The organism is Burkholderia sp. M6-3 (assembly GCF_050858985.1).
Taxonomy (GTDB): Bacteria; Pseudomonadota; Gammaproteobacteria; order Burkholderiales; family Burkholderiaceae; genus Paraburkholderia; species Paraburkholderia caledonica.
Genome location: NZ_CP110090.1, coordinates 1,204,692 through 1,228,171, shown reverse-complemented (window position 1 = coordinate 1,228,171; position 23,480 = coordinate 1,204,692). Strand labels below are relative to the sequence as shown.

The window sequence follows — 23,480 nt, the reverse complement described above, 5'->3', positions numbered from 1 at the left end:
GCTTACACCGGAACCGGCGGCTCCTCATGCAAAATCCCGTCGCGCAGCCGCATGATGCGGTCGCACCGCCCGGCCAGTTCGGGGTCGTGCGTGACGATCACGAAACTCGTTTCGAGCGTTCGCGACAATTCGAGCATCAGATTGAAGACCGTGTCCGCAGTGCCGCCGTCCAGATTGCCGGTTGGCTCGTCGGCGAGCACGCACGCCGGCCGCGTGACCAGCGCCCGCGCAATCGCCACACGCTGACGCTCGCCGCCCGACAGCTCGCCCGGCCGATGTTTCGCGCGATGCGCCATGCCGACGCGCTCCAGAACCGCGAGTGCTTCGCGGCGCGACGCTTCGGTCGTCATGCGGCGAATCCGCAACGGCATTGCGACGTTATCGAGTGCGGAAAACTCGGGCAGTAGATGATGAAACTGGTACACGAAACCGAGTGCGCGATTGCGCAAGTCGTTGCGTTCGCGTTCGGAGAGCTTCGTGAACGGCTTGCCCATCACCGAGACGTGGCCCGCACTGGGATCGTCAAGGCCGCCGAGCACATGCAGCAGCGTGCTCTTGCCTGAACCGGACGCGCCGACAATCGCGAGTTTCTCGCCGCGCCGCACGTTCAGTTCGGTGTTGTTGAGCACCTGCACGTTCAGACCGCCCTGCACGAACGACTTCGAAATGCCGGTTGCTTCCAGCACGTACGGATGCGGCGTCAGTTCCTGAGCGGCCATGGGTAGAGTTGCGGAACGGTCATTCATAGCGCAGCGCCTCCGCGGGACGAACTTTGGCACCGCGCCAGCTCGGGTAAAGCGTTGCCACCGCCGACATCAGGAACGCGATGATGCCGATTCGCGCGACGTCGGCGGGAATCAGTTCGGACGGCAGTTCGCTGATGAAATACACCGACGGCGGCAGGAACTGCACGCCGATCATATGTTCGATCATCGGCACGAGCCATGGAATGCTCCACGCGATCAGGCAACCCAGCGCAACGCCGGTTGCTGTGCCGATAAAGCCGATCGTCACGCCCTGCACGACGAAAATCTTCATGATCGAACCGGGCTGCGCGCCGAGCGTGCGCAGAATCGCGATGTCGGCCTGCTTGTTGGTCACCGTCATCACGAGCGACGACACGAGATTGAACGCCGCGACCGCAATGATCAGCGTGAGGATGATGAACATCATGCGTTTTTCGATCTGCACCGCCGAGAACCAGGTCTTGTTCTGCTGCGTCCAGTCGCGGATATACAGGTCGCCGGAGAGGCTTCGCGCAAGCTGATGCGCGACTTCCGGCGCGCGCTGCATGTCGGTGAGACGCAATCGCACGCCAGTCGGCGCGGGTAGCCGGAACAGCGCCTGAGCGTCCTTGATATTGATCAGCGCGAGCGTGCTGTCGTACTCGTAATGCCCCGACTCGAAGATGCCCACCACCGTGAACTGCTTCAGACGCGGCAGCATGCCGGCCGGCGTCATGGTGCCTTCGGGCGCGACCAGCGTGATCTTGTCGTTGACGGTCACGCCGAGATTGGTCGCGAGGTCCGCGCCCAGCACGATGCCGAAGTCGCCAGGCACGAGGTCGGTGAGCTTGCCGCCTTTCATCTCCTTGCCGATGTCGGATACCTGCGGCTCGAGCGTCGGCTCGACGCCGCGCAACGCGACGCCGCTGACTGCGTCCTGGCGCGTGAGCAGCGCCTGCGCTTCCACATAAGGCGCGGCGCCGATCACTTCCTTGTTCCGGCGCGCTTCGTCGGCCGTGAGTTGCCAGTTAGGCATCGAGCCGGTCGGCGAAAAGATTTCGACGTGCGCAAGCACCGACAGCATTCGGTCGCGCACTTCTTTCTGGAAGCCGTTCATGACCGACAAGACCACGATCAGCGCGGCGACGCCAAGCGCGATGCCCGACATCGAAACCAGTGCGATGAAGGAGATAAAGCCGTTGCCGGTCGTGCGTTTGCCGGCGCGGGTATAGCGCCAGCCGATCTGCCATTCGTAGGGAAATTTCAAGCGAGTCCTTTTCTGCGTTCTTCGGCTACCCGGGCAGCGTGCGGCGTCTTGCGTCCGGCGATACGTCTGGCGATGCGTCCGCGGATAAGCCCGCCGTTGCATCTGCCTTCGCGTCGCGAGTCCGGCCCGAGTGTCCTGATCATTGGTGTCGCGGCAATCCGGATGGTTCCTGTCCGACGTCGCGGCGCAAACCCGCCCCGCATTGCCGATGCCGCCACCGTCAACCAAGCGCGAAGTTTGCCATACAATGCCGCGCCGCCGCATAAAGGGACTGCCGGTAGAGCGGCGGGTGGGACTGCCGGACAGCCCGCTGCGTGAGCGCTGCGCGGACAGCTCGACGCAACTACCGACGCGACGGCGACCCATTGCTGTCCGGCGCCGACCCGCGCCAACCCGCACCAACCCGCACCGACCCGCCGAGCCTATCGAAACCGCAGCGCGCTTTGCCCTACAATGCGCAGCATCATGCACGCCGACCGCCTCCATCTTCTGCTTCCTTTCGCGCTGCCCGCCGCAGCCGACGCCTCCACCGCCCTACACGACATCCGCAGCCCTGCTCTCGACCGGCTGGTCGCGCGCGCGACGCTCGTCGAGCGTGTGGTCGGCGAGGATTTCCAGCGCACGCTGCCGCATGAACGGTGGATCGCGCGTCAGTTCGGCGCGCTATCCAACGCCTCCACCGCCTCGACGGGCGCGGCAGCCACCGACGAAGCCCCGCTCGCGCCCTACATGCTGCGCGCCGACGGCGGCGAACCGGGCGATGCGACGTGGGCCTGCGTGCAGCCGGTGCACGTTCGCATCGCGCATGACCATCTGGTGCTGATCGACCCGGCGTCGCTCGATCTTTCCGATGACGAAGCGAGCGCGCTGTTCGAGGTGGCCCGGCCCCTGATCGAGGAACTCGGCGTGCGCATCGAGGCGCCGAAGCCCGCGCGCTGGTACCTGTCGGGCGACGACTTCGGCACGCTGGCCGGTGCATCGCCGTTGCGCGCGAGCGGCCGTAACATCGAAATCTGGTTGCCGCACGAAGCGCATTCCGGCGAGCGTTCGCGGGCGTGGATGAAGCTGCAGAACGAAGTGCAAATGGCCTGGTTCGAGCACCCCGTGAACGAAGCGCGCGAGGCGCGCGGCCTGCCCGCTGTCAATTCGATCTGGTTTCACGCGCAAGGTGCGGCGCGGCCTGTGCGCAGCCCGTTCTCACGCGTCTTTTCAGACGCCGCGGCGACGCGCGGTCTCGCACTCACAGCCGGGGTGCCAGTCGGCGCACCGCCCCCTTCGTTCGCGGCGCTGTCGTCGCTTGAGGACCGCGGCGGCACCCATGCAGGCGACCAGGCAACCCGTTCGAGCGCGGCGAACGATGTGCACACCGCAGCACACGCACGAAACACCACCCTGGTGGAGCTGGACCCGTTCTCGGCGCCATACATCGAACAGGACTGGGCACGCTGGAACGCGGCCTTTGCGGCGCTCCAGGGCGACTGGTTCGAACCGGCGCTCGAAGCGCTGCAATCGGGTGCGCTTGCCGAACTCGGCATGACCTTGTGCGGCGACACGGGGTCCGTCACCCTCAGCATCACGCGCGGCGATCTGCGCAAGTTCTGGCGACGGCGCCTGCTCGCCTCGCTTTTCATCGAATGATCGATTGCATGACCGACCCTACAGACGGCCTTTCAGAATGACCCGAATCGTTACGCGCGCCTGTTCTCCTGTCGACGCTGAAATTCTCGTGCGCCACGGCCTGCATCCGGTGCTCGCGCGTCTGTATGCGGCGCGCGGCGTGTGCCTGCCGGACGAAATCGAAACCGGACTTGCGCGCCTCGTGCCGCCCGCCGCGCTGAAAGGCTGCGAAGACGCCGCTGTGCTGCTCGCCGACGCGATCGGGCAAAAGCGCCGCATGCTGGTCGTGGCCGACTACGATTGCGACGGCGCCACCGCCTGCGCGGTCGCGGTGCGCGGGCTGCGCATGTTCGGCGCCCAGATCGACTATCTGGTGCCGAACCGCTTCGAATACGGCTATGGCCTCACGCCCGAAATCGTCGCGCTGGCCGCGCGCAACGCATCGGGCAAGCCGGACCTTCTGCTTACGGTCGACAACGGCATTGCGAGCGTGGACGGCGTCGAGGCGGCCAACGCCCTTGGAATCGACGTGCTCGTCACAGATCACCACCTGCCCGGCGACCAGTTGCCCGCTGCCCGCGCGATCGTCAATCCGAACCAGCCGGGCTGCGAGTTTCCCAGCAAGTGCATCGCGGGCGTCGGCGTGATGTTTTACGTGCTGCTCGCGTTGCGCGCCGAATTGCGCCGCCGCGGCGCGTTCGGCGACGATTTCCCGGAGCCGCGCCTGGATGGCCTGCTGGATCTGGTCGCGCTCGGCACCGTCGCGGACGTCGTGAAACTCGACGGCAACAACCGCGTGCTGGTCGCGCAGGGTTTGCAACGCATCCGCAAGGGCAAGATGCAGCCTGGCATCGCGGCCCTCTTTCGCGCCGCCGCGCGCGACGCCCGCAGTGCGTCGGGCTTCGACCTCGGCTTCGCGCTCGGTCCGCGGCTGAATGCGGCGGGACGGCTGTCGGATATGTCGCTCGGTATCGAATGCCTGACGACCGACGACGTCGGCCGCGCGTGGGAACTCGCGCAACAACTCGATGCGATGAACCGCGAGCGCCGCGAAATTGAAGCCGGCATGCAGCAACAGGCGCTCGACGACCTCTCGTCGATCGACCCCGACGGCGCGGCCACCATCACGCTGTTCAACCCGGCCTGGCACCAGGGCGTGATCGGCATCGTGGCCGGACGTCTGAAAGAGAAGTTCCACCGGCCTTCGTTCACGTTCGCACTCGCCGACGACAGCGGCCAGCTCGTCAAAGGCTCGGGTCGCTCGATCGCGGGCTTCCATCTGCGCGACGCGCTCGATCTGATTTCAAAGCGCGAGCCCGGCATGATCGTCAAATTCGGCGGCCACGCGATGGCGGCAGGTCTGACGCTCGCCGCCGCCGACGTGCCGCGCTTCACCGCCGCGTTCGAAGCGGTCGGCCGCGAGTGGCTCACCGAAGAAGCGCTTTCGCGCACCGTCGAAACCGACGGCGAACTGGAAGACGCGTACTTCACGCCGCAATTCGTCGAAATGCTCGACGCCGCAGTCTGGGGCCAAGGTTTCCCGGCGCCGGTGTTTTCCGGCGAATTCGACGTCGCGTCCCAAGCGCTCGTGAAGGACAAGCACCTGAAGCTGCAACTGATGCGCGGCCGCCAGCGCTTCAACGCAATCTGGTTCAATCACACCGACACGCTGCCCGCACGCACCACAGTCGCGTACCGGCTTGCGAGCGACACGTGGAACGGCGTCTCGCGCGTGCAGCTGATCGTCGAGCACGCGGCGAGCTAGAGCGACTCTACCGGCTTCACCGACTTCATCGGCGCCGCTGCGCGAACCTGCCGCGGCGCCGAAAATCTCCGCAAAATCAATCCCAAACCCGCGCCGGATCGCTCGATCGACTCCGGCGCGCGGCGCCGATCGGCTATAATTTCACCTTTTTACGAAGCTATAAAAGATCGACATGGAAGCGGAACGTCTCAACGCGATCGAAGCCTCTCTGGCGGACCTGCGCACGCGCGCGGCCGACCTACGGGGGTATCTTTGACTACGACGACAAAGCACTGCGTCTAATCGAAGTCAACCGGGAACTCGAAGACCCGGACGTCTGGAACGACTCGAAACACGCCCAGGCACTCGGCCGGGAGAAAAAACTGCTCGACGACACCGTCGGCAAACTCACGTCGCTCGACAACGACTTGCGCGACGCGCAAGACCTGTTCGACATGGCGCGTGAAGAAGGCGACGACGAAACGCTGATCGCCTGCGAAACGGACGCACAAGCGCTCGAACAGCGCGTCGCCGACATGGAATTTCGCCGCATGTTCGCGAATCCGGCCGACCCGAACAACGCGTTCCTGGATATCCAGGCCGGCGCGGGCGGCACCGAGGCGTGCGACTGGGCGTCCATGCTGCTGCGTCAGTACCTGCGCTACTGCGAACGCAAGGGCTTCAAGACCGAAGTGCTGGAGCAGACCGACGGCGACGTCGCAGGCATCAAGAACGCCACGATCAAGATCGAAGGCGAATACGCTTACGGCTTCCTACGCACCGAAACCGGCGTGCACCGCCTCGTGCGCAAGTCGCCGTTCGACTCGTCGGGCGGACGTCATACGTCGTTTTCTTCGGTGTTCGTGTATCCGGAAGTCGACGATTCGATCGAGGTGGACATCAACCCGGCCGATCTGCGGATCGACACGTACCGCGCGTCCGGTGCGGGCGGTCAGCACATCAACAAGACCGACTCCGCGGTGCGTATCACGCACATTCCGTCGGGTATCGTCGTGCAGTGTCAGAACGATCGATCGCAGCACCGCAACCGCGCTGAAGCAATGGCCATGCTGAAATCGCGTCTGTACGAAGCGGAAATCCGCAAGCGTCAGGCCGAGCAGGACAAGCTGGAAGCGGGCAAGACGGACGTGGGCTGGGGTCACCAGATCCGCTCATACGTGCTGGACAACAGCCGTATCAAGGACCTGCGCACCAACGTCGAAATCAGCAATACGAAGAGCGTGCTCGACGGCGATCTCGATCCGTTCATCAGCGCGAGCCTGAAACAGGGCGTCTGAGTACGACCGGCGCGGCACGCAACGCCGCGCCGTATCTTTTTACCGCCTGAGGTCTGTCACCAACTGGCTGTCCGCAAGCCGGCCACCGATTGCAGACCACCCATTGCGGACCACGAATACCAAACCATCATGAACGAACCGATTCAGCCTAATACGGCCCAGCCTGATGCGGCCCAGCCGAGCGTCGTGCCCGAGGTGGACGACAACAAGATCATCGCCGAGCGCCGTGAAAAGCTGCGCGAGTTGCGTGAGCAAGGTGTCGCCTATCCGAACGATTTCCGTCCCACGCATCATGCGGAAGATCTGCAATCGCAGTTCGAGCACACCGACAAGGAAGCGCTCGAAGCAAAACCGCTCGAAGTCGCGATTGCCGGCCGCATGATGCTCAAGCGCGTGATGGGCAAGGCAAGCTTTGCGACCGTGCGCGACGGCTCGGGGCAGATCCAGTTCTTCATCACGCCGGCCGACGTCGGTCAGCAAACGTACGACGCCTTCAAGAAGTGGGACATGGGCGACATCGTCGCGGCGCGCGGCGTGCTGTTTCGCACCAACAAGGGCGAGCTTTCCGTGCGCTGTACGGAACTGCGCCTGCTGTCGAAGTCGCTGCGTCCGCTGCCGGACAAGTTCCACGGCCTGTCGGACCAGGAGATGAAGTATCGCCAGCGCTACGTCGATCTGATCGTCACGCCGGAAACGCGCAAGACGTTCGTCGCGCGTACGAAGGCGATCTCGTCGATCCGCAAATTCATGGCCGACGCCGACTTCATGGAAGTCGAAACGCCCATGCTCCACCCTATTCCCGGTGGCGCGGCGGCCAAGCCGTTCACCACGCACCACAACGCGCTCGACATGCAGATGTTCCTGCGTATCGCGCCTGAGCTGTATCTGAAGCGGCTGGTGGTCGGCGGCTTCGAGCGCGTGTTCGAGATCAACCGTAACTTCCGCAATGAGGGCGTCTCCGTGCGCCACAACCCGGAATTCACGATGATCGAGTTCTACGCGGCATACACCGATTACAAGTGGCTGATGGACTTCACGGAGCAGTTGATCCGCCAGGCCGCGATCGACGCCTTGGGCACGGCGACGATCACATATCAAGGGCGCGAACTCGATCTGGCGAAGCCGTTCCACCGTTTGACGATCACTCAGGCTATCCAGAAGTACGCATCGCAATACACGAACGAGCAGCTAGCCGACAGCGCGTTCCTTCGCACGGAACTGAAGAAGTTCGGCGTGGACGCGTCGCAGCCGCAGTTCCTGAATGCGGGCGTGGGCTCGCTGCAACTCGCGCTGTTCGAAGAGACCGCCGAGTCGCAACTGTGGGAGCCGACGTACATCATCGACTATCCGATCGAGGTGTCGCCGCTCGCGCGCGCATCGGACAAGGTGGAAGGCATCACCGAGCGTTTCGAGCTGTTCATTACCGGTCGCGAAATCGCCAATGGCTTTTCGGAGTTGAACGATCCGGAAGATCAGGCGGCTCGCTTCAAGAAGCAGGTCGACCAGAAAGACGCCGGCGACGAAGAAGCCATGTTCTACGACGCCGACTATATTCGCGCGCTCGAATATGGCATGCCGCCAGCGGGTGGCTGCGGTATCGGCATTGACCGTCTGGTCATGATGCTCACTGACAGCCCGAGCATCCGCGACGTGATTCTGTTCCCGCACCTGCGTCGCGAAGACTGAGCATTACTCGCTTCGGTTTAAAAACGCCCGGCTCCGATGCCGGGCGTTTTGTTTTGTACGGAACGCCGAACACTGGCTGGACCATTCGGGGCATGTAACCATTGGTAAAAGCGCCCTTGGGTACCCGGGCGAGAGCGCGATTTTCGTCAAATCGTTACAATTGGAAACGTCAGGTGGATCGATTTCGCGGAGACTTGGTCTCATTACAAGTCACTCTGCCAAAGACGGAGGCGAAAATGGAAAGACCCAACACGCAACCTGCTACACCAGTCACGCAGAACACAGCACCGCCGACATCCCAGCGGCGGCTCCATCCCCTCGTCGCGACGGCTGCGGGCGCTGTGATTATCGCGAGTCTCGTGGCGACAGCAGCCATGACGGGCATGTTCCCCAAGGCGTCCAGCACCGGCGAGCCCACCAGCCAGACGCAAGCGGCGCAGGTCTTGCCACAAAGCGGCCAGCCAGCCGTGGTCGATTCGGCGGCCCCGGCCAACCCGTCGGCGCAGCAGAGTTCCGGTCAGATCGCGCAGCAGGCTGCGCCGCAGCAACCCGTACCGCAGCCGCAGCGCGCGCCCGCACCTGCTCCGGCGCAGCAACAGTACGCACAACAGCAACAGGCACAGCCCGCGCCGCAATATGCTCCGCAGCAGCCGACGCAACCGGCCTATTGCGCAAGTTGCGGCACGGTCGTGGCAATTTCCGAAGCGCGTCAGGAAGGTCATGGAACCGGCATTGGCGCCGTCGGCGGTGCTGTAGCGGGCGGCGTGGTCGGCAACCAGTTCGGCAGCGGCAATGGGCGCACCGCAATGACATTGCTCGGCGCACTCGGCGGCGGCCTTGCGGGCAATTCAGTCGAAAAGCATATCCGCAGCACGACTTCCTATTCGGTCCGGGTGAGAATGGAAAACGGCAAGACGCGCTACTTCACGTATCACGAAGCGCCGCCCTTCCAGCAAGGACAACGCGTTCGTGTGCAGAACGGCACGCTGGTGGCGGACTGACGCCGCGCATCGGATCTAACGTGCATAAAAAAGGCGATTCCAGTGGAATCGCCTTTTTCTTTACCGCAGCCGCACTAGCACAAGCCGCCTCGCAAAATCAGTAATCCGCGTCTTCAATCCATGCAGCCTGGATCGCTTCGAGGATCTTTTCGTTCGACCGGTTAGGATCGTCGTCGAATCCTTCGAGTTCGGTAACCCAGCGGTGCAAGTCGGTGAAGCGCACTTGCTGCGGATCGACGTCCTGATGCTTGTCGGTCAGGGCCATCGCGATGTCTTGCGTATCGGTCCACTTCATGGCTGCGTCCTCCTGTTAGTGGTTTTCCTTCGCGTGATTGATCGAGTAACGCGGGATTTCGACGACCAGGTCCTGCTCGGCCGGCACAATCGCCTGGCACGACAGACGCGAAGCCGGCTCGAGCCCCCACGCCTTGTCCAACAGATCGTCCTCGTCTTCCTCGGACGGCGTCAAGGCGGCGAAACCCTCACGCACGATCACGTGACACGTCGTGCACGCGCACGACTTCTCGCAGGCATGCTCGATTTCGATTCCGTTATCGAGCAGGTTGTCGCAAATGCTCTTGCCGGGCACGGCTTCGATCACCGCGCCTTCCGGGCACAGTTCGACGTGAGGCAGCACAACGATTTGAGGCATACATTTTCCGTTTGGGTCTAAGGCGCGGCCTCAACCAGGTCCGTGCCATTTTACTGGCGACACGCGAAGTTTTTAAGTCCGCGCGACGCGCTTCAGTTCTTCCGGCGACGCCGCTTGCCGACTCTTACCGCCGCTTGCCGGCGCTGTCAAAGCAGCCGGCGCGAGCTTCAGATCTCGTCGAGCTTGCGGCCGGCCAGCGCGCGACGAATGCCCTTGTTCATGCGGCGGGCAGCGAATTCGTCGGTGCCCTCGGCAAGCTTTTTGGTGGCCGCTTCGATCGCGTCCACGTCGTCGCTCCCGGCGACATTGCGCAGGCCGGTCAGCAGCGCGTCGAGTTCCGCGCGCTCGCTGTCGTCGAGCAGTTCGGCGTCGGCGGCGAGCGCCGCGTCGGTCGCTTCGACGAGACGCCGCGCTTCGACCTGCGCCTCGCGCAGCGCGCGGGCGCGCATGTCGACTTCAGCGGTGGAGAAGCTGTCTTCCAGCATTCTGGCGATGTCGTTGTCGGCGAGGCCGTAGGACGGCTTCACGACCACCGACGCCTCCACGCCCGAGCCCAGTTCGCGCGCAAACACGGACAACAGGCCGTCCGCGTCCACCTGATACGTCACGCGGATGCGCGCCGCGCCGGCCGCCATCGGCGGAATGCCGCGCAGCTCGAAACGCGCGAGCGAGCGGCAGTCGCTGACGAGCTCGCGCTCGCCTTGCACCACGTGGATCGCCATTGCCGTCTGGCCGTCCTTGAACGTGGTGAAATCCTGCGCGCGCGCCACCGGAATCGTCGAATTACGCGGGATGATCTTCTCGGTCAGCCCGCCCATTGTCTCGACGCCGAGCGACAGCGGAATCACGTCGAGCAACAGCCAGTCGTCGCCGTCCGCGCCGCGGTTGCCGGCGAGCAGGTCAGCCTGGATTGCGGCGCCCAGCGCGACGACCTGGTCGGGGTCGAGATTCGTGAGCGGCGGCTGGCCGAAGAACGATTCGACCGCGCGGCGAATCACAGGCATGCGCGTCGCACCGCCCACCAGGACGACGCCCTTGATCTCTTTGGTCGTAACCTTGGCGTCACGCAACGCTTTTTTGGTCGGGCCGAGCGTGCGCTGCACGAGCGCCTGAGTGATGGCCTCGAAAGTGGCCTCGTCGATCGTCAGATCGATCCTGGTGCCGCTGGAAAGCGTCACGGCGAGGGTTGCCTCAGGCGCGTCCGACAACGCCTCCTTGGTCGTGCGCACGCTGTCGAGCAGCAGCCGCACGTCTTCGGGCGCGAGCGTTTTTGGCGCGATGCCGGCCTGCTCCAGCACATGGCGGTACAGTGCGTGGTCGAAATCGTCGCCGCCGAGCGCCGAGTCGCCGCCCGCCGCGAGCACTTCGAATACGCCTTTCGTGAGCTTGAGAATCGACAGGTCGAAGGTGCCGCCGCCGAGATCGTAGACGGCGTACAAGCCTTCCGAGCCGTTGTCGAGGCCGTAGGCAATCGCGGCCGCGGTCGGCTCGTTCAGCAGGCGCAGCACGTTCAGGCCCGCCAGACGCGCGGCGTCCTTGGTTGCCTGGCGTTGGGCTTCATCGAAATAAGCGGGTACCGTGATCACTGCGCCGACCAGCTCGTCGCCAAGCGTGTCTTCGGCGCGCTGGCGCAGCGTCGCAAGAATTTCCGCCGACACCTCGACCGGGCTCTTCACACCGTCGATGGTACGGATCTGCACCATGCCGGGCGCGTCGATGAAATCGTAGGGCGCGTTTTCGGCACCTTCCACTTCCGCCTTGCCGCGTCCCATGAAACGCTTGACGGAGACGATCGTGTTGCGCGGATCGGTCGCCGCCTCGGCCTTGGCCGCGCGGCCGATGCGGCGGCCGCCCTTTTCCAGGTAGCGCACGACGGAGGGCAGCAGCACGTGGCCGTCTTCGTCGGGCAGCACGTCGGGCACACCGCTGCGCACGGCGGCGACGAGGGAATTGGTCGTGCCGAGGTCGATACCGACCGCCAGACGCCGCTGATGAGGCGCCGGCGCCATGCCGGGTTCGGAGATTTGCAGTAAGGCCATCTGGATCTTCTCGGAGCCGTCAGGCTCCGTCCTGAAATTGCGTTGCTGGATGTAATGCCAATGCCGCTTTCATCGCTGCGATGCGATGATGCAAACGAGCCGCCTAATCCTCGAGCCGCTCGATCTGCGTGCCGATTTCGGCGGCCACCCGTTCGATAAACATCAACTGCCGCACCGCCTCGCCCGCCGCCTGATTCACACCGCTGTCGAGCAATGCGCCGAGCTTCTCGAAACGGATGCGTTCTTCGTCGCGCAACTGGGTGAGCAACGCGTCGAGCGCGTCGACGTTCTTTGCCGCGGCGGCGTCTTCAATGCCTTCGCGCCACTCCATCTGCTGCATCAGAAACGCCGGCTCCATGGCAGTGTTGTCGTGCGCGCCGACGTCGATGCCCCGCAGATGCAACAGGTAGGTCGCGCGCTTTAACGGATCGCGAAGCGTCTGGTACGCCTCGTTCGTGCGCGTGGCCCATTGCATCGCGATGCGCTTCTGTGCGTCGCCGGCCGCCGCGAAGCGGTCCGGATGCACTTGCGCCTGCACCGTGCGATACGCGTGATCGAGCGCAGCCGGATCGAGCGCGAATTGCGCAGGAAGACCAAACAGGTCGAAGTGGCTATCGTTCAGCGAGACGTTCAGCGAAACCATCGAATCAAAAAATTCCGTCGAGAAAAGTGCATTGGAGCGCAGGTCGGGCGCATAGCCGGCTCGAGCGAGCTGCCTCACGCGAAATTGCGGAGCAAACTAAAAAGGCGGCCCGCGCCGCCTTTGGTCCGCTGCACGCGGAAGTTTTCGAGTTACACGCGGAACGACTCGCCGCAGCCGCACTCGTCTTTCACATTCGGGTTATTGAACTTGAAGCCTTCGTTCAGCCCTTCGCGCGCGAAATCGAGCTCGGTTCCGTCGATATATGCAAGGCTTTTCGGGTCGACAATGATCTTCACGCCGTTGCACTCGAACACCTCGTCTTCGGGCGCGAGTTCGTCCACATACTCGAGCTTGTAAGCCAAGCCGGAGCAACCGGTGGTGCGCACGCCGAGACGCAGGCCCACGCCTTTACCGCGACGGGTCAGATACTTCTGGACGTGCTGTGCTGCCTTCTGGGTCAACGTAATTGCCATAGCGTTTCTCATTGCGCGATGCGTGCCGACACACCGCTACCCTGCCTGCATCAAATGTCGCTCAAGCCTGACGGCGCGTATCGTCGCGCCGCCCGCTTCCTTTCACCCGGTCGTTCCCGAACCAGAAGCTTCAAGCGTGCTGCTTGTCGCTTTCTTCGACCGCTGCGCCGTGACGTTGCTTGTAGTCGGCGACCGCAGCCTTGATCGCGTCTTCCGCGAGAATCGAGCAGTGGATCTTTACCGGCGGCAACGCGAGTTCTTCCGCGATCTGCGTGTTCTTGATCGACATAGCCTGATCGAGCGTCTTGCCCTTCACCCATTCGGTGACGAGCGAGCTCGATGCGATCGCCGAACCGCAGCCGTACGTCTTGAACTTCGCGTCTTCGATGATGCCGTCCGCGCCCACGCGGATCTGCAGCTTCATCACGTCGCCGCAAGCAGGCGCGCCGACCATGCCGGTGCCGACCGTGTCGTCGTCTTTCGCAAACGAGCCGACGTTGCGCGGGTTTTCGTAGTGATCCAGAACCTTGTCGCTATAAGCCATGATTACACTCCTTAATTCGTTTCAATCTGCCAATCGGATAACAGCGCGATCAATGTCGACCAGCCGGCGCGTCAGTGCGCCGCCCACTGGATGGTCGAAATGTCGATGCCGTCCTGATGCATTTCCCACAGCGGCGACAGATCGCGCAGCTTCGAAATTTTCGTCTTCAGCAGATTGATCACATAGTCGACGTCCTGCTCGGTCGTGAAGCGGCCCACCGTGAAGCGGATCGAGCTGTGCGCGAGTTCGTCGTTACGGCCGAGCGCGCGCAGCACATACGACGGTTCCAGCGAAGCCGATGTGCACGCCGAGCCCGACGACACCGCCACGTCCTTCACCGCCATGATCAGCGATTCGCCTTCGACGAAATTGAAGCTGATGTTCAGGTTGTGCGGCACACGCTTTTCCATGTCGCCGTTCACATACACTTCTTCGATTTCCGACAGGCCGCGCAGCAAGCGGTCGCGCAGCATGCGAATGCGCTCATTTTCCGTTGCCATTTCTTCCCGCGCGAGTCGGAATGCTTCGCCCATGCCGACGATCTGGTGCGTTGCCAGCGTGCCCGAACGCATGCCGCGCTCGTGACCGCCGCCGTGCATTTGCGCCTCGATACGCACGCGCGGCTTGCGGCGCACGTACAACGCGCCGATGCCCTTCGGGCCATAAGTCTTGTGCGCCGAGAACGACATGAGGTCGACTTTCAGCTTTTGCAGATCGATCTCGATCTTGCCAGTGGCTTGCGCCGCGTCCACGTGAAAAATGATGCCTTTTTCACGGGTGATCTCGCCGATTGCCTCGATGTCCTGAATCACGCCGATCTCGTTGTTCACGGACATGATCGACACGAGAATCGTGTCCGGGCGAATCGCCGCCTTGAATTTTTCAAGGTCGATCAGACCGTCGTCCTTCACATCCAGATATGTGACTTCAAAGCCTTCACGCTCGAGTTCGCGGCAGGTGTCGAGCACGGCCTTGTGCTCGGTCTTCACCGTGATGATGTGCTTGCCTTTGCTCTTGTAGAAGTGCGCTGCACCCTTGATCGCGAGGTTGTCCGACTCGGTTGCGCCCGAGGTCCAGATGATTTCGCGCGGGTCGGCGTTGACGAGCGCCGCGACGTTCTCGCGCGCTTCTTCAACTGCACGCTCCGCCGTCCAGCCATACGAGTGGCTGCGCGATGCGGGGTTACCGAACTGCTCGCGCAGATACGGAATCATCTTGTCCACCACGCGCGGGTCGACCGGGGTCGTGGCGCTGTAGTCCATGTAAATGGGCAGGTGGGGAATGTCGTTGTTCATCTATCGCTCCGGGGACGTCGTGTGCTCTGGCTTCTGAATCCGCTATGGGCTGCGGTGATGTCGGGCCGCGCCTCAGGAACCGGCCATGTTGAAAACGGAATTGGGCCCTTTCGGCGCCACGCGGACCGGCTCGACCGCCGGCGCCTCGCTGCGCCTGTCGCGCAGGACGGCCGGGGCGCCTTCGCGCGAACGCTGCTGATCGACCAGATCTTTCAGGGAGACCGAATCCAGGTACTCGACCATTTTCTGGTTCAGCGTGGACCACAGCTCGTGGGTCATGCAGTGACCGTCGTGCTGTTTCGTGCCCTCGCACGAGCCCTTGCCGCCGCATTGGGTTGCGTCGAGCGGCTCGTCCACCGCGATGATGATGTCGGCCACGGTCACGTCTTCGGCACGGCGGGCAAGGTTATAGCCGCCGCCCGGTCCGCGCACGGACTCGACGATTTCATGGCGACGCAGCTTGCCAAAGAGCTGCTCGAGGTACGACAGGGAGATATGTTGGCGCTGGCTGATACCCGCAAGCGTCACCGGGCCCTGCTCCTGGCGCAACGCCAGGTCAATCATCGCCGTGACGGCGAAACGGCCTTTCGTGGTGAGTCTCATATGTATGGGGAACCGCTATTCTCGACAAGTTTTGTCAAGTATAAATACATGAGCGATTTAGTCAAGTATCCCTATCGCAATTTGGGTCATTCGCTTAATTGTCAGCGCGCTTGTCAGCGCGCCTTTTAGCCAACCGCCGGCGGATCTAGCCGATCACTTGGGGACGCAGCGCCGCGATAAGGCCTCGGCACGCTGCCTCGCATTGATCGAGAACCTGCTCGAACCCTTCGGCTCCGCCGAAATACGGATCGACAACTTCCCGCAAGCCACCCCAGCGTGCGTCGGTTTCAGGCACGAACTCCATCAGCAGACGAATCTTGTCACGTTGATCCGGCGGGCAGACCTGGCGCAGCGCGGCCACATTCTTGTCGTCCATCGCGATCAGAAGATCGAAGCGATCGAAATCGATTCCGTCGATCTGCCGGCCGCGCAACGCGGCGAGGTCGTAGCCCCGGCCACGCGCCGCGTACTGCGCACGCTCGTCCGGTGGCTGGCCGATGTGCCAATCGCCTGTTCCTGCCGAGTCGATCAGGATGCGTTCGCCAAGCTTCGCCTCTTCGACGAGACGGCGCATCACGCCTTCCGCGGTGGGCGAACGACAGATGTTGCCGAGGCAGACAAAGCAGATAGACACAGTTTTCATCAGCGGCTTCTTCTGACGCTTCACAGCGCACTAGTAGCACAACTCCGCGGCAACGGCACCGGCCCGCAAAACGTCGTCCACGCGGGCTCAGCAGATCAAACGTGACGCTTACCGCACGGTGCCGCGATTATACAAAGCCCCGCCGAATCTCGCCCGCAGCCCAACGCTCGCTCCGGCCGGTCGTTCGCTAGTTCAGGAGGCCTGTGGCAGCGGCAACGTTGTCACGGCGCGCAACGGCTTGGCCGGCAGCGAAGATGTGTCGTCGATCATCCCGTACGAGACGGCGCGCGCGAGTTCCGCGGTCAGCTGGTCGGCGGCCAGGGGCGCCTGCGAGGCACGCGAAGCCATGTCGCCGCAAATTTGCAAATACGCTAACCCCGCCAGCGCGAGGACGAGTGCGAGAGGCCAATACACCGCTATTGTCTTTTTCATGATGTCGTTCTTCCAAAGTGGCTCGCGAGTTCAATGCTCACTATGCCCATCACGAATCCTATAGAAAGAGGCAATCGAGAAAAACCCGCCCCCGCGCGATACAGCGTTGCGTGTAATGGAACAGTGCAGCCGTGTGACTGCCGGCAGCGCTTTGTAGCGTCGTGCCTGGCACGGAACTTAACTCCTTACAAAAGCATACAAAGCGAGCAGGACAGACCGTCATAATTGCGGTCTCATAGACATGTAACCTCTTGGCTCGGGCTTGAAATGAAACGCTTTGCACCCCTCGGCGCTGTTGCCGTTGCCGCCCTTCTGGGTGGCTGCGCCATGTATCCGGACGGCACTCCGATGTATAGCAACGGCTACAGCACCTATGACGGTTACGATGGCTACGGCGCGCCTGTCCCGCCGCAGACCAACGTCTACATGGGTTACAGCAACTACTATGGCCCGGGTTATTACGACGGCCCCGGGCGTTACTACGGGCCGGGGCCGGGATATCGCGGCTATCCAGGACGTCCATACCACGACGGCGACAACGGCAATCACGGCGACAATGGCAATCATGGTGGCAACGGTGGATGGCACGGCCAGCATGGCAGTGGACCGCCGCCGCAAGGGGCAGCTGCCGGTCCGCGCGGACCGAGCGGGTCGAATGCGCCCCGGCCTGCGGCCGCGCCTCCGCCGCCCGCACCGACGCAACAGGCAGGAGGAGGAGGCGGAGGTGGCCACGGCAACGGCGGCGGCAACGGCAACGGCGGCGGAGCGGTGGCGAGAGGAGTTCCGAATCGCCCGTCAGAGCACTAACTGGCGTTTGAGCGGCCCAGGCGATGTGCAATAGGCGCGTACAGCCTACTTGTCAGGGGCCTCCGTGCACGGTGGTTCGTTGTCGCGTAATCGATGGAGGCCAGCCGAGAACGCGCGCCTCGCTGACTCACTGACTACGGCCACGATGGCTGCGCTCCGTTATCCACGTTACAGCGGCACGCGAAGCGCGGTCACCGTAATTAGCCGATATGACTGCGCTGCGCGGCGTACAGCTCCCTGAACGTACGTCCCACCGGCGCGGGCATGTCACGGGTGTCGGTCCAGCCGGCGCCGGCCAGCGGCAACTTCGCGATCGACCGATTGCTTCCACCGAGGCGCTCGAGCACGCGCACGGCGAGCTTCGTGACAAGCGCATACATTCCGGGATGCAGCGCCATAAAGCCCCACACAGCCAAGCCGGCGCGTTCCTTCCACGGACGCAGGCGCCGCTCCACCTGCTTCTCCCGCAGCTTTCGCAACAGATCGGACAAAGGAATGCCGACCGGGCACACGCTATTGCACTCGCCACACAGGGTGGCGGCCTGCGGCAGATCCAGCGCCTTGTCGAGGCCGACGTAGCTCGGCGTCAGCACCGAGCCCATAGGGCCGGGATACACCCAGCCATATGCGTGTCCGCCCACTTTCTGATACACCGGGCAATGGTTCATGCACGCGCCGCAGCGAATGCAGCGAAGCATCTCCTGAAAATCGCCGCCTATTAGCCCCGTGCGCCCGCCGTCGACGAGCACCACATACATGTGCTCCGGCCCGTCCTGATCGCCCTCGCCTCGCGGCCCGGTCAGGAGGGAAAAGTAATTCGACGTGGTCTGGCCGGTCGCCGAGCGCGGCAGCAGACGCATGGCCGTGGCGAGGTCTTCGAGCGTGGGCAATACCTTCTCGATGCCGGTTACGGCCACATGCACGCGCGGCATGACGGTGCACATGCCTTCGTTGCCCTCGTTCGTGACGAGCACGACCGAGCCGGTTTCCGCGATCACGAAGTTGCCGCCCGTCACGCCCATGTCCGCGCTCATGAAGTGCGGACGCAGCACCTGCCGCGCTTCGAGCGTCATGTCAGGAATTTCGGTGAGGCGCGGCCGGCCATGTGTTTTGGCGAAGAGGTCGGCGATCTCGTCCTTATCCTTATGCACGACCGGCGCGATGATGTGGCTCGGTGGCTCATTGTTGTTGATCTGCAGGATGTACTCGCCGAGATCGGTTTCAATGGACTGCACGCCCATTTGCCCGAGCACTTCGTTCAGGCGCATTTCTTCGGTGACCATCGACTTCGTCTTGATCACCTTTTTCACATCGTGCCGGCGTGCAATGTCGCCGACGAGCCTCGCCGCCTCCTGAGTGGTCTCCGCGAAAAGCACCGTGACGCCGCGCCGGTTCGCCTCGCGCTCGAAGGTTTCCAGCCACACGTCGAGGTTTTCGAGCGCGCGGTTCCGGCGCTCCTTCAGCGCCGCGCGCGTGGCGGCGAAGTCGATTGCCGTCATCGCGACGGCGCGGGCGGAAACGAACTTGGTGGACAGCTTGGTCAGGTTCTGCTGCAACCGCTGGTCCGCGAGTTTCTGACCGGCGCGCGCCTTGAACTGCATGGACTGGATTTGCATGGCGATCCCCTTAAACGTCCCCGGCAAGGACTTGCGCGATGTGCAGCACGCGCGTCGTCGTATCGCCGGTACGCCTTAAACGCCCTTCAATATTGAGCATGCAGCCCAAGTCGCCTAGCACGACCGTGCCTGCACCGCTGTCCCGGATGTTCGCGCATTTTTCGTCGACGATCGCAGTGGAAATGTCGCCGTACTTGACCGCAAATGTGCCGCCGAAGCCGCAGCAGTGCTCGCAGCCCTTCATTTCCGTCACCGCCACGCCCACTTGTGCGAGGAGCTCTCGCGGCTGCGCCTTGACGCCAAGCTCGCGCAGCCCGGAGCACGAGTCGTGATAGGTAACCGGCCCTCCGAACTCGCCCGGCTGCAATTGCACGTGGGCGACATTCACGAGGAAATCCGTCAGCTCGAAGACCTTGGCGCGCAGCCGGCCAAAGCGGTTCATTATTTCGGGATCGTCGGCGAAGAGGTCGCCGTAGTGCGTGCGGATCATGCCGCCACACGAGCCCGAGGGCACCACCACGTAATCGAACTGTTCGAACTCCCGCAAGGTCTTTTCGGCGAGATCGCGGGCGATACGCCGCTCGCCCGAGTTGTACGCGGGCTGCCCGCAGCATGTCTGCGCCGGTGGGACTACCACTTCAAAACCGGCGCCCTCGATCAGTTTAATTACCGAAAAACCGATTTCGGGCCGCATCAGGTCGATAAGGCAGGTGACGAACAATCCGACTCGCATGAACCCTCCTCCGGGAAAACGTCCCTGATTATCCGCTGTTTGGCGGACAATACCAACGCTCGGAAGGTGTAGGACGAAGGCCTCGCCGAATTCGAAGAGGTCTTCCAAGTGCGTTCGCTTTTTTCACGATACGAGATACAATCAATTTCCGCTGTTTGACGCGTCAACTGATTCCTCTTATGAGCGACACGAACCCGGATCCCAAAACTTCGATCCAGGTGATCGAACGCATGATGCGCCTGCTCGACGCACTCGCCGCGCATAGCGACCCGGTCAGCCTGAAAGAACTCGCCATCCGCACGCAGTTGCATCCGTCCACCGCGCATCGCATCCTGAACGACATGGTGATGTGCCGGCTGGTCGATCGGTCCGATCCCGGCACTTACCGGCTCGGCATGCGCCTGCTCGAACTCGGCAACCTCGTGAAAGCGCGCCTGTCGGTGCGCGACGCGGCGCTCACGCCGATGCGCGAACTGCATCGCGAGACCGGCCAGACGGTCAACCTGTCGGTGCGTCAGGGCGACGAGATCGTCTACATCGAGCGCGCGTATTCGGAGCGTTCCGGTATGCAGGTGGTGCGGGCCATTGGCGGACGCGCGCCGCTGCATCTCACCTCGGTGGGCAAACTTTTTCTCGCCGCCGACGAGTCCACGCGCGTGCGCGCCTACGCGACGCGCACGGGCCTGTCCGGTCACACGCAGAACAGCATCACCGACCTTGCCAAACTGGAGCGCGAACTGTCGCACGTACGCCAGCAGGCTTGCGCGCGCGATAACGAAGAACTCGAACTCGGCGTGCGCTGCATCGCCGCGGGCATCTACGATGATACGGGCAAGCTGGTCGCCGGCTTGTCGTTGTCCGCACCGGCCGATCGCCTGCAGGATTCCTGGCTCGGCCAACTCAGCCAGACGGCGCTCGTGATTTCCGAGGCGCTCGGGTATCGGCCGCAAGCTTCCCAAGGACATAACCATCATCCAGGCTCGCAAGCGTAATGCGAAAAACGTCCGTCGAATGAAAAAAGCCCCGCAGCAGTGCGGGGCTTTTTAACTTCAGGCGGCTGGCCGGCCAGCCAGCCATGCGCGAACAGCTCAGGTGCCGGGACCGCCGGCGTCGGCGCTCGTGATGCGCGCCTGGTCGCCGCCGTTGTCGAGCCACGTGCGCAGCCGCGTCGCATCGGCGAAACGCGAATACTTGCCCGACGAATCGAGCAGCACCAGTACCATCGGACGGCCATGAATGTTGGCTTGCATGACGAGGCATTCGCCTGCTTCGTTGATGAAACCTGTCTTCTGCAGACCGATGTCCCAGGTCGGGTTACGCACGAGTGCGTTAGTACTGTTGTAGGCCAGCGTGCGCTTGCCGGTGTAGACCTCGTAACTATGATCCGTCGAGAACCTGCGGATCAGCGGATATTGATATGCCGCGTTGACCATCTTCACGAGATCGCGCGCGCTCGACACGTTCTGGCTCGTCAAACCCGTTGGGTTCTCGAAGTGCGTGTCGGTCATGCCGAGTTGCCGCGCCTTTGCGTTCATGGCCGCGAGAAACGCCGGGCGGCCACCGGGGAAGTAGCGCGAAAGCGCCGCAGCCGCGCGGTTTTCCGACGCCATCAGCGCAATGTGCAGCATGTCTTCACGCGAGAGCACCGAGCCCACGGACAGGCGCGAACCAGTGTTCTTCTCGTAATCGCGGTCTTCGTCCGTGACTTCGAGCTGATCGGTCATCGGTTCTTTCGAATCGAGCACGACCATGGCCGTCATCAGCTTGGTGATGGACGCGATCGGCACCACGGCGCGCGAATTCTTGTCGAAGAGCGGCTCGCCCGTGTTCTGATCGACCACGTACGCGACGCTCGAGCGCAACATCAGCGCGTCCGGCGTTTCGTGCAGCCCGAATGCCTGGCCGACCGTCGGCTGCCGCGGCTCATATGCGACCCGCCGCACTACCGAGCGATGACGTCCGTTCGACGTATAGGTCACACGCTTGCGCTTGACGCTCGCGCGGGGCGCGTCGTCGTCGACGGCTGCGGCCTTCGCCACCGCACCTTTGTCCGCTTTTGCCGCCTTGCTGGACACCTTGGCGGTGGCGGCCGGCTTGGTCGCGGCTTTCGCGTGTTTCGAGGTTTTTGCAGATGCAGCAGGCGTAGCGGCAAAAGTGCTCACCGGGGCGCCAAGCGCGGCCGCGAGGACCATGGAGGCGGCCACCGACAACGCGGTGCTGCGCGCCGCGCCGTGGATCACTTTCAGCGACGAAAACATGTCGGTTTTCATGGGTGTTCTATAAGGAGCGGCGAGAGATTTCCGCAAGTGTAGTAAAACAACGAAAATTTAGCAATTTGAAGCACTTATGGGCGCTCCTTAAACCGGCTTGTAAGCTCCGATCGCAAAAATACAAATAAGTGCCGCGCCTCGATCGAAAAAAACGATCGGACGCAGGGCCCCGCCATCGCCGTTCCGCTCAAAAAGGGCGTGATCCTTCAAGCATAACGGCAATTTCGAGACAACCTTGATGAGGGGAAACACGAGCGCCGCGAAACCACCGCCGCAACGCCTCGCGCGACGCTCTGAGTGCGAGGCGCCTGCGCGGTGTTAAATATCCGCTGCAAATCGAAGGACGCGCATTCGACCAGCATCAAGGATTAACGTTCCGTGACACTTTATGGTTTACATCGATTCGCTTGCGCGCCGATTTTTTGTTAAATGACAACTCTGCGCCCCTCCTGCTTTGCAGCGCACAATAAGCGCGTGAAGCCAGGCGTTTTTCGGAACTAACTACCGAAAAATCGCCGCACCAGCTCAGTGCAACGGTCAATTCGACCGCGTCACGCGCTTGTCATGCGCGACGCATAAGCTATTGTTTTCTAAGTGGTTTCTTAAAATTGTGCGATGCACAAAAACTACTTGACATTCGATGGCGGCATCTTAAAATAGAACCCATTGCTGCGATGCACAATTCATCGCGGTCCGGGCAGACGATCTTTGCGTCTCGCCACCACCCAATGCGGTCTGCAAAGATGGACCGCGATCCAGGAGCGTAAACCATGACTCTGCTGACCCCCGAGCAATTCGCTGCAGCCCAGAAAGCTAATTTCGAAACGCTGTTCGGCCTGACGACCAAGGCATTCGAAGGCGTCGAAAAGCTGGTTGAACTGAACCTGCAAGTCGTGAAATCGACGCTCGCGGAAAGCCAGGAAAATGCCCAGCGCGCATTGTCCGTCAAAGACGCGCAAGAACTGCTGGCACTCCAAGCAAGCCTCGCACAGCCGGTCGCTGAAAAGGCGCTGTCGTATGGCCGTCACGTGTACGAAATCGTCTCCGCAACGCAAGGGGAGTTCGCCCGCGTAGCCGAAGCGCAATTCGAAGAGCAGAACCGCAAGGTTCAGTCGCTGGTCGAAAACGTTGCGCGGAATGCCCCGGCTGGTTCGGAAACCGCGGTCGCCGTGATCAAGTCGGCCATCACCGCCGCCAACACCACGTACGAAACGGTTCACAAGGCCACCAAGCAAGCTGTCGAAATCGCCGAAAGCAACTTCAACGCAGCCGCTACGGCCGCGTCGAAGGCAGCTTCGCAAGCCGCAGCGCAAGCATCGCGCTCGGCCAAGAAGCCGGTCTAACGTTCAGGCCTCGCTCTTCGGGCTTGCCCGGGAGCGTGACTTGAAGGCG

The 23,480-nt window shown here is 62.7% G+C and carries 23 protein-coding genes; 8 read left to right on the top strand and 15 right to left on the bottom strand.

The genetic code is table 11. The annotated features are described in order from the left end of the window. Window positions 1-2: 2 nt before the first annotated feature. Both lolD and OH764_RS05280 read right to left on the bottom strand, forming a co-directional pair. On the bottom strand, window positions 3-746 hold the full coding sequence (gene lolD, locus OH764_RS05285; protein WP_027775420.1) for a lipoprotein-releasing ABC transporter ATP-binding protein LolD: 744 nt from the start codon (window positions 744-746) through the stop codon (window positions 3-5). Continuing rightward, the gene (locus OH764_RS05280; RefSeq protein WP_498848280.1) at window positions 739-1,992 is read right to left on the bottom strand and encodes an ABC transporter permease; all 1,254 of its coding nucleotides are present in this window, start codon (window positions 1,990-1,992) and stop codon (window positions 739-741) included. The genes lolD and OH764_RS05280 overlap by 8 nt, the downstream gene beginning before the upstream one ends. 453 nt (window positions 1,993-2,445) lie before the next feature. On the opposite strand from OH764_RS05280, the gene OH764_RS05275 reads away from it, so the two are divergent. The 5 genes from OH764_RS05275 (at window position 2,446) to OH764_RS05255 (ending at window position 9,338) form a co-directional block, all read left to right on the top strand. Further along, window positions 2,446-3,630: a regulator gene (locus OH764_RS05275; protein WP_498848279.1), complete on the top strand. Its 1,185-nt coding sequence runs from the start codon at window positions 2,446-2,448 to the stop codon at window positions 3,628-3,630. Between the two features lie 37 nt (window positions 3,631-3,667). Then, entirely contained in the window at window positions 3,668-5,374 is a 1,707-nt protein-coding gene (gene recJ / locus OH764_RS05270; RefSeq protein WP_020065511.1) for a single-stranded-DNA-specific exonuclease RecJ, read from the top strand. 172 nt (window positions 5,375-5,546) lie between these two features. Beyond that, window positions 5,547-6,651, top strand: a protein-coding gene (prfB, locus tag OH764_RS05265) for a peptide chain release factor 2 (protein ID WP_317021625.1) whose coding sequence is annotated in 2 segments (ribosomal slippage) — window positions 5,547-5,627 and window positions 5,629-6,651 — 1,104 coding nt in all. Because the reading frame shifts where the segments join, the coding sequence is not laid out codon by codon here. A 129-nt stretch (window positions 6,652-6,780) separates the two neighbouring features. After that, window positions 6,781-8,337 carry a lysine--tRNA ligase gene (gene lysS / locus OH764_RS05260; RefSeq protein ID WP_498848278.1) on the top strand — a complete coding sequence of 519 codons (1,557 nt, stop codon included), beginning with the start codon at window positions 6,781-6,783 and terminating at the stop codon, window positions 8,335-8,337. Between the two features lie 236 nt (window positions 8,338-8,573). Further along, on the top strand, window positions 8,574-9,338 hold the full coding sequence (locus tag OH764_RS05255; protein ID WP_498848277.1) for a glycine zipper 2TM domain-containing protein: 765 nt from the start codon (window positions 8,574-8,576) through the stop codon (window positions 9,336-9,338). Between the two features lie 97 nt (window positions 9,339-9,435). Here the strand turns inward: OH764_RS05255 and iscX are convergent, their stop codons facing one another. The 10 genes from iscX to OH764_RS05205 form a co-directional block, all read right to left on the bottom strand. Continuing rightward, window positions 9,436-9,633, bottom strand: a complete 198-nt coding sequence (gene iscX, locus OH764_RS05250; protein ID WP_013588918.1) for a Fe-S cluster assembly protein IscX — start codon at window positions 9,631-9,633, stop codon at window positions 9,436-9,438. A 15-nt stretch (window positions 9,634-9,648) separates the two neighbouring features. Next, window positions 9,649-9,990 carry an ISC system 2Fe-2S type ferredoxin gene (gene fdx, locus OH764_RS05245; protein ID WP_006051275.1) on the bottom strand — a complete coding sequence of 114 codons (342 nt, stop codon included), beginning with the start codon at window positions 9,988-9,990 and terminating at the stop codon, window positions 9,649-9,651. A 167-nt stretch (window positions 9,991-10,157) separates the two neighbouring features. Continuing rightward, complete coding sequence (gene hscA, locus OH764_RS05240; RefSeq protein ID WP_498848276.1) at window positions 10,158-12,029, bottom strand: molecular chaperone HscA; 1,872 nt, start codon at window positions 12,027-12,029, stop codon at window positions 10,158-10,160. A 103-nt stretch (window positions 12,030-12,132) separates the two neighbouring features. Further along, a complete protein-coding gene (gene hscB, locus OH764_RS05235; RefSeq protein WP_027775428.1) occupies window positions 12,133-12,672 on the bottom strand; it encodes a Fe-S protein assembly co-chaperone HscB in 540 nt (179 codons plus the stop codon). A gap of 149 nt (window positions 12,673-12,821) precedes the next feature. Next, complete coding sequence (gene iscA, locus OH764_RS05230) at window positions 12,822-13,145, bottom strand: iron-sulfur cluster assembly protein IscA (protein WP_020065506.1); 324 nt, start codon at window positions 13,143-13,145, stop codon at window positions 12,822-12,824. A 130-nt stretch (window positions 13,146-13,275) separates the two neighbouring features. After that, on the bottom strand, window positions 13,276-13,689 hold the full coding sequence (gene iscU / locus OH764_RS05225) for a Fe-S cluster assembly scaffold IscU (RefSeq protein ID WP_020065505.1): 414 nt from the start codon (window positions 13,687-13,689) through the stop codon (window positions 13,276-13,278). Between the two features lie 71 nt (window positions 13,690-13,760). Further along, window positions 13,761-14,984 (bottom strand): IscS subfamily cysteine desulfurase, encoded by a 1,224-nt coding sequence (locus OH764_RS05220; RefSeq protein ID WP_020065504.1) that lies wholly within the window; start codon window positions 14,982-14,984, stop codon window positions 13,761-13,763. 72 nt (window positions 14,985-15,056) lie between these two features. After that, window positions 15,057-15,587 (bottom strand): Fe-S cluster assembly transcriptional regulator IscR, encoded by a 531-nt coding sequence (iscR, locus tag OH764_RS05215; protein ID WP_006051269.1) that lies wholly within the window; start codon window positions 15,585-15,587, stop codon window positions 15,057-15,059. Window positions 15,588-15,732: 145 nt separating this feature from the next. Further along, a complete protein-coding gene (locus tag OH764_RS05210; RefSeq protein WP_498848275.1) occupies window positions 15,733-16,230 on the bottom strand; it encodes a low molecular weight protein-tyrosine-phosphatase in 498 nt (165 codons plus the stop codon). Window positions 16,231-16,422: 192 nt separating this feature from the next. Then, entirely contained in the window at window positions 16,423-16,662 is a 240-nt protein-coding gene (locus tag OH764_RS05205) for a hypothetical protein (protein ID WP_498848274.1), read from the bottom strand. A gap of 267 nt (window positions 16,663-16,929) precedes the next feature. On the opposite strand from OH764_RS05205, the gene OH764_RS05200 reads away from it, so the two are divergent. Next, the gene (locus OH764_RS05200) at window positions 16,930-17,469 is read left to right on the top strand and encodes a hypothetical protein (protein ID WP_498848273.1); all 540 of its coding nucleotides are present in this window, start codon (window positions 16,930-16,932) and stop codon (window positions 17,467-17,469) included. A 200-nt stretch (window positions 17,470-17,669) separates the two neighbouring features. On the opposite strand, the gene OH764_RS05195 is transcribed toward OH764_RS05200, so the two are convergent. Beyond that, on the bottom strand, window positions 17,670-19,085 hold the full coding sequence (locus OH764_RS05195) for a lactate utilization protein B (RefSeq protein WP_498848272.1): 1,416 nt from the start codon (window positions 19,083-19,085) through the stop codon (window positions 17,670-17,672). 10 nt (window positions 19,086-19,095) lie between these two features. After that, on the bottom strand, window positions 19,096-19,818 hold the full coding sequence (locus OH764_RS05190; protein ID WP_498848759.1) for a (Fe-S)-binding protein: 723 nt from the start codon (window positions 19,816-19,818) through the stop codon (window positions 19,096-19,098). Window positions 19,819-19,997: 179 nt separating this feature from the next. Between OH764_RS05190 and OH764_RS05185 the strand changes: the two genes are divergently transcribed. Further along, window positions 19,998-20,810, top strand: a complete 813-nt coding sequence (locus tag OH764_RS05185) for an IclR family transcriptional regulator (protein ID WP_498848271.1) — start codon at window positions 19,998-20,000, stop codon at window positions 20,808-20,810. 96 nt (window positions 20,811-20,906) lie between these two features. On the opposite strand, the gene pbpG is transcribed toward OH764_RS05185, so the two are convergent. Further along, a complete protein-coding gene (gene pbpG / locus OH764_RS05180; protein WP_498848270.1) occupies window positions 20,907-22,088 on the bottom strand; it encodes a serine hydrolase family protein in 1,182 nt (393 codons plus the stop codon). Between the two features lie 770 nt (window positions 22,089-22,858). Here pbpG and OH764_RS05175 point away from each other — a divergent pair. After that, window positions 22,859-23,431 carry a phasin family protein gene (locus OH764_RS05175; protein WP_020065495.1) on the top strand — a complete coding sequence of 191 codons (573 nt, stop codon included), beginning with the start codon at window positions 22,859-22,861 and terminating at the stop codon, window positions 23,429-23,431. Window positions 23,432-23,480 lie beyond the last annotated feature (49 nt).

Excerpts from the sequence above, each read along its gene's own strand:
- OH764_RS05195 (WP_498848272.1), bottom strand. The coding sequence starts at position 19,085 with ATGCAAATCCAGTCCATGCAGTTCAAGGCGCGCGCCGGTCAGAAACTC.
- OH764_RS05205 (WP_498848274.1), bottom strand. The coding sequence starts at position 16,662 with ATGAAAAAGACAATAGCGGTGTATTGGCCTCTCGCACTCGTCCTCGCG.
- OH764_RS05200 (WP_498848273.1), top strand. The coding sequence starts at position 16,930 with ATGAAACGCTTTGCACCCCTCGGCGCTGTTGCCGTTGCCGCCCTTCTG.
- hscA (WP_498848276.1), bottom strand. The coding sequence starts at position 12,029 with ATGGCCTTACTGCAAATCTCCGAACCCGGCATGGCGCCGGCGCCTCAT.
- OH764_RS05275 (WP_498848279.1), top strand. The coding sequence starts at position 2,446 with ATGCGCAGCATCATGCACGCCGACCGCCTCCATCTTCTGCTTCCTTTC.
- fdx (WP_006051275.1), bottom strand. The coding sequence starts at position 9,990 with ATGCCTCAAATCGTTGTGCTGCCTCACGTCGAACTGTGCCCGGAAGGC.
- pbpG (WP_498848270.1), bottom strand. The coding sequence starts at position 22,088 with ATGAAAACCGACATGTTTTCGTCGCTGAAAGTGATCCACGGCGCGGCG.
- iscX (WP_013588918.1), bottom strand. The coding sequence starts at position 9,633 with ATGAAGTGGACCGATACGCAAGACATCGCGATGGCCCTGACCGACAAG.
- iscA (WP_020065506.1), bottom strand. The coding sequence starts at position 13,145 with ATGGCAATTACGTTGACCCAGAAGGCAGCACAGCACGTCCAGAAGTAT.
- OH764_RS05255 (WP_498848277.1), top strand. The coding sequence starts at position 8,574 with ATGGAAAGACCCAACACGCAACCTGCTACACCAGTCACGCAGAACACA.
- OH764_RS05220 (WP_020065504.1), bottom strand. The coding sequence starts at position 14,984 with ATGAACAACGACATTCCCCACCTGCCCATTTACATGGACTACAGCGCC.
- iscU (WP_020065505.1), bottom strand. The coding sequence starts at position 13,689 with ATGGCTTATAGCGACAAGGTTCTGGATCACTACGAAAACCCGCGCAAC.
- hscB (WP_027775428.1), bottom strand. The coding sequence starts at position 12,672 with ATGGTTTCGCTGAACGTCTCGCTGAACGATAGCCACTTCGACCTGTTT.
- OH764_RS05185 (WP_498848271.1), top strand. The coding sequence starts at position 19,998 with ATGAGCGACACGAACCCGGATCCCAAAACTTCGATCCAGGTGATCGAA.
- lysS (WP_498848278.1), top strand. The coding sequence starts at position 6,781 with ATGAACGAACCGATTCAGCCTAATACGGCCCAGCCTGATGCGGCCCAG.
- OH764_RS05190 (WP_498848759.1), bottom strand. The coding sequence starts at position 19,818 with ATGCGAGTCGGATTGTTCGTCACCTGCCTTATCGACCTGATGCGGCCC.
- OH764_RS05210 (WP_498848275.1), bottom strand. The coding sequence starts at position 16,230 with ATGAAAACTGTGTCTATCTGCTTTGTCTGCCTCGGCAACATCTGTCGT.
- OH764_RS05175 (WP_020065495.1), top strand. The coding sequence starts at position 22,859 with ATGACTCTGCTGACCCCCGAGCAATTCGCTGCAGCCCAGAAAGCTAAT.
- lolD (WP_027775420.1), bottom strand. The coding sequence starts at position 746 with ATGAATGACCGTTCCGCAACTCTACCCATGGCCGCTCAGGAACTGACG.
- recJ (WP_020065511.1), top strand. The coding sequence starts at position 3,668 with ATGACCCGAATCGTTACGCGCGCCTGTTCTCCTGTCGACGCTGAAATT.
- iscR (WP_006051269.1), bottom strand. The coding sequence starts at position 15,587 with ATGAGACTCACCACGAAAGGCCGTTTCGCCGTCACGGCGATGATTGAC.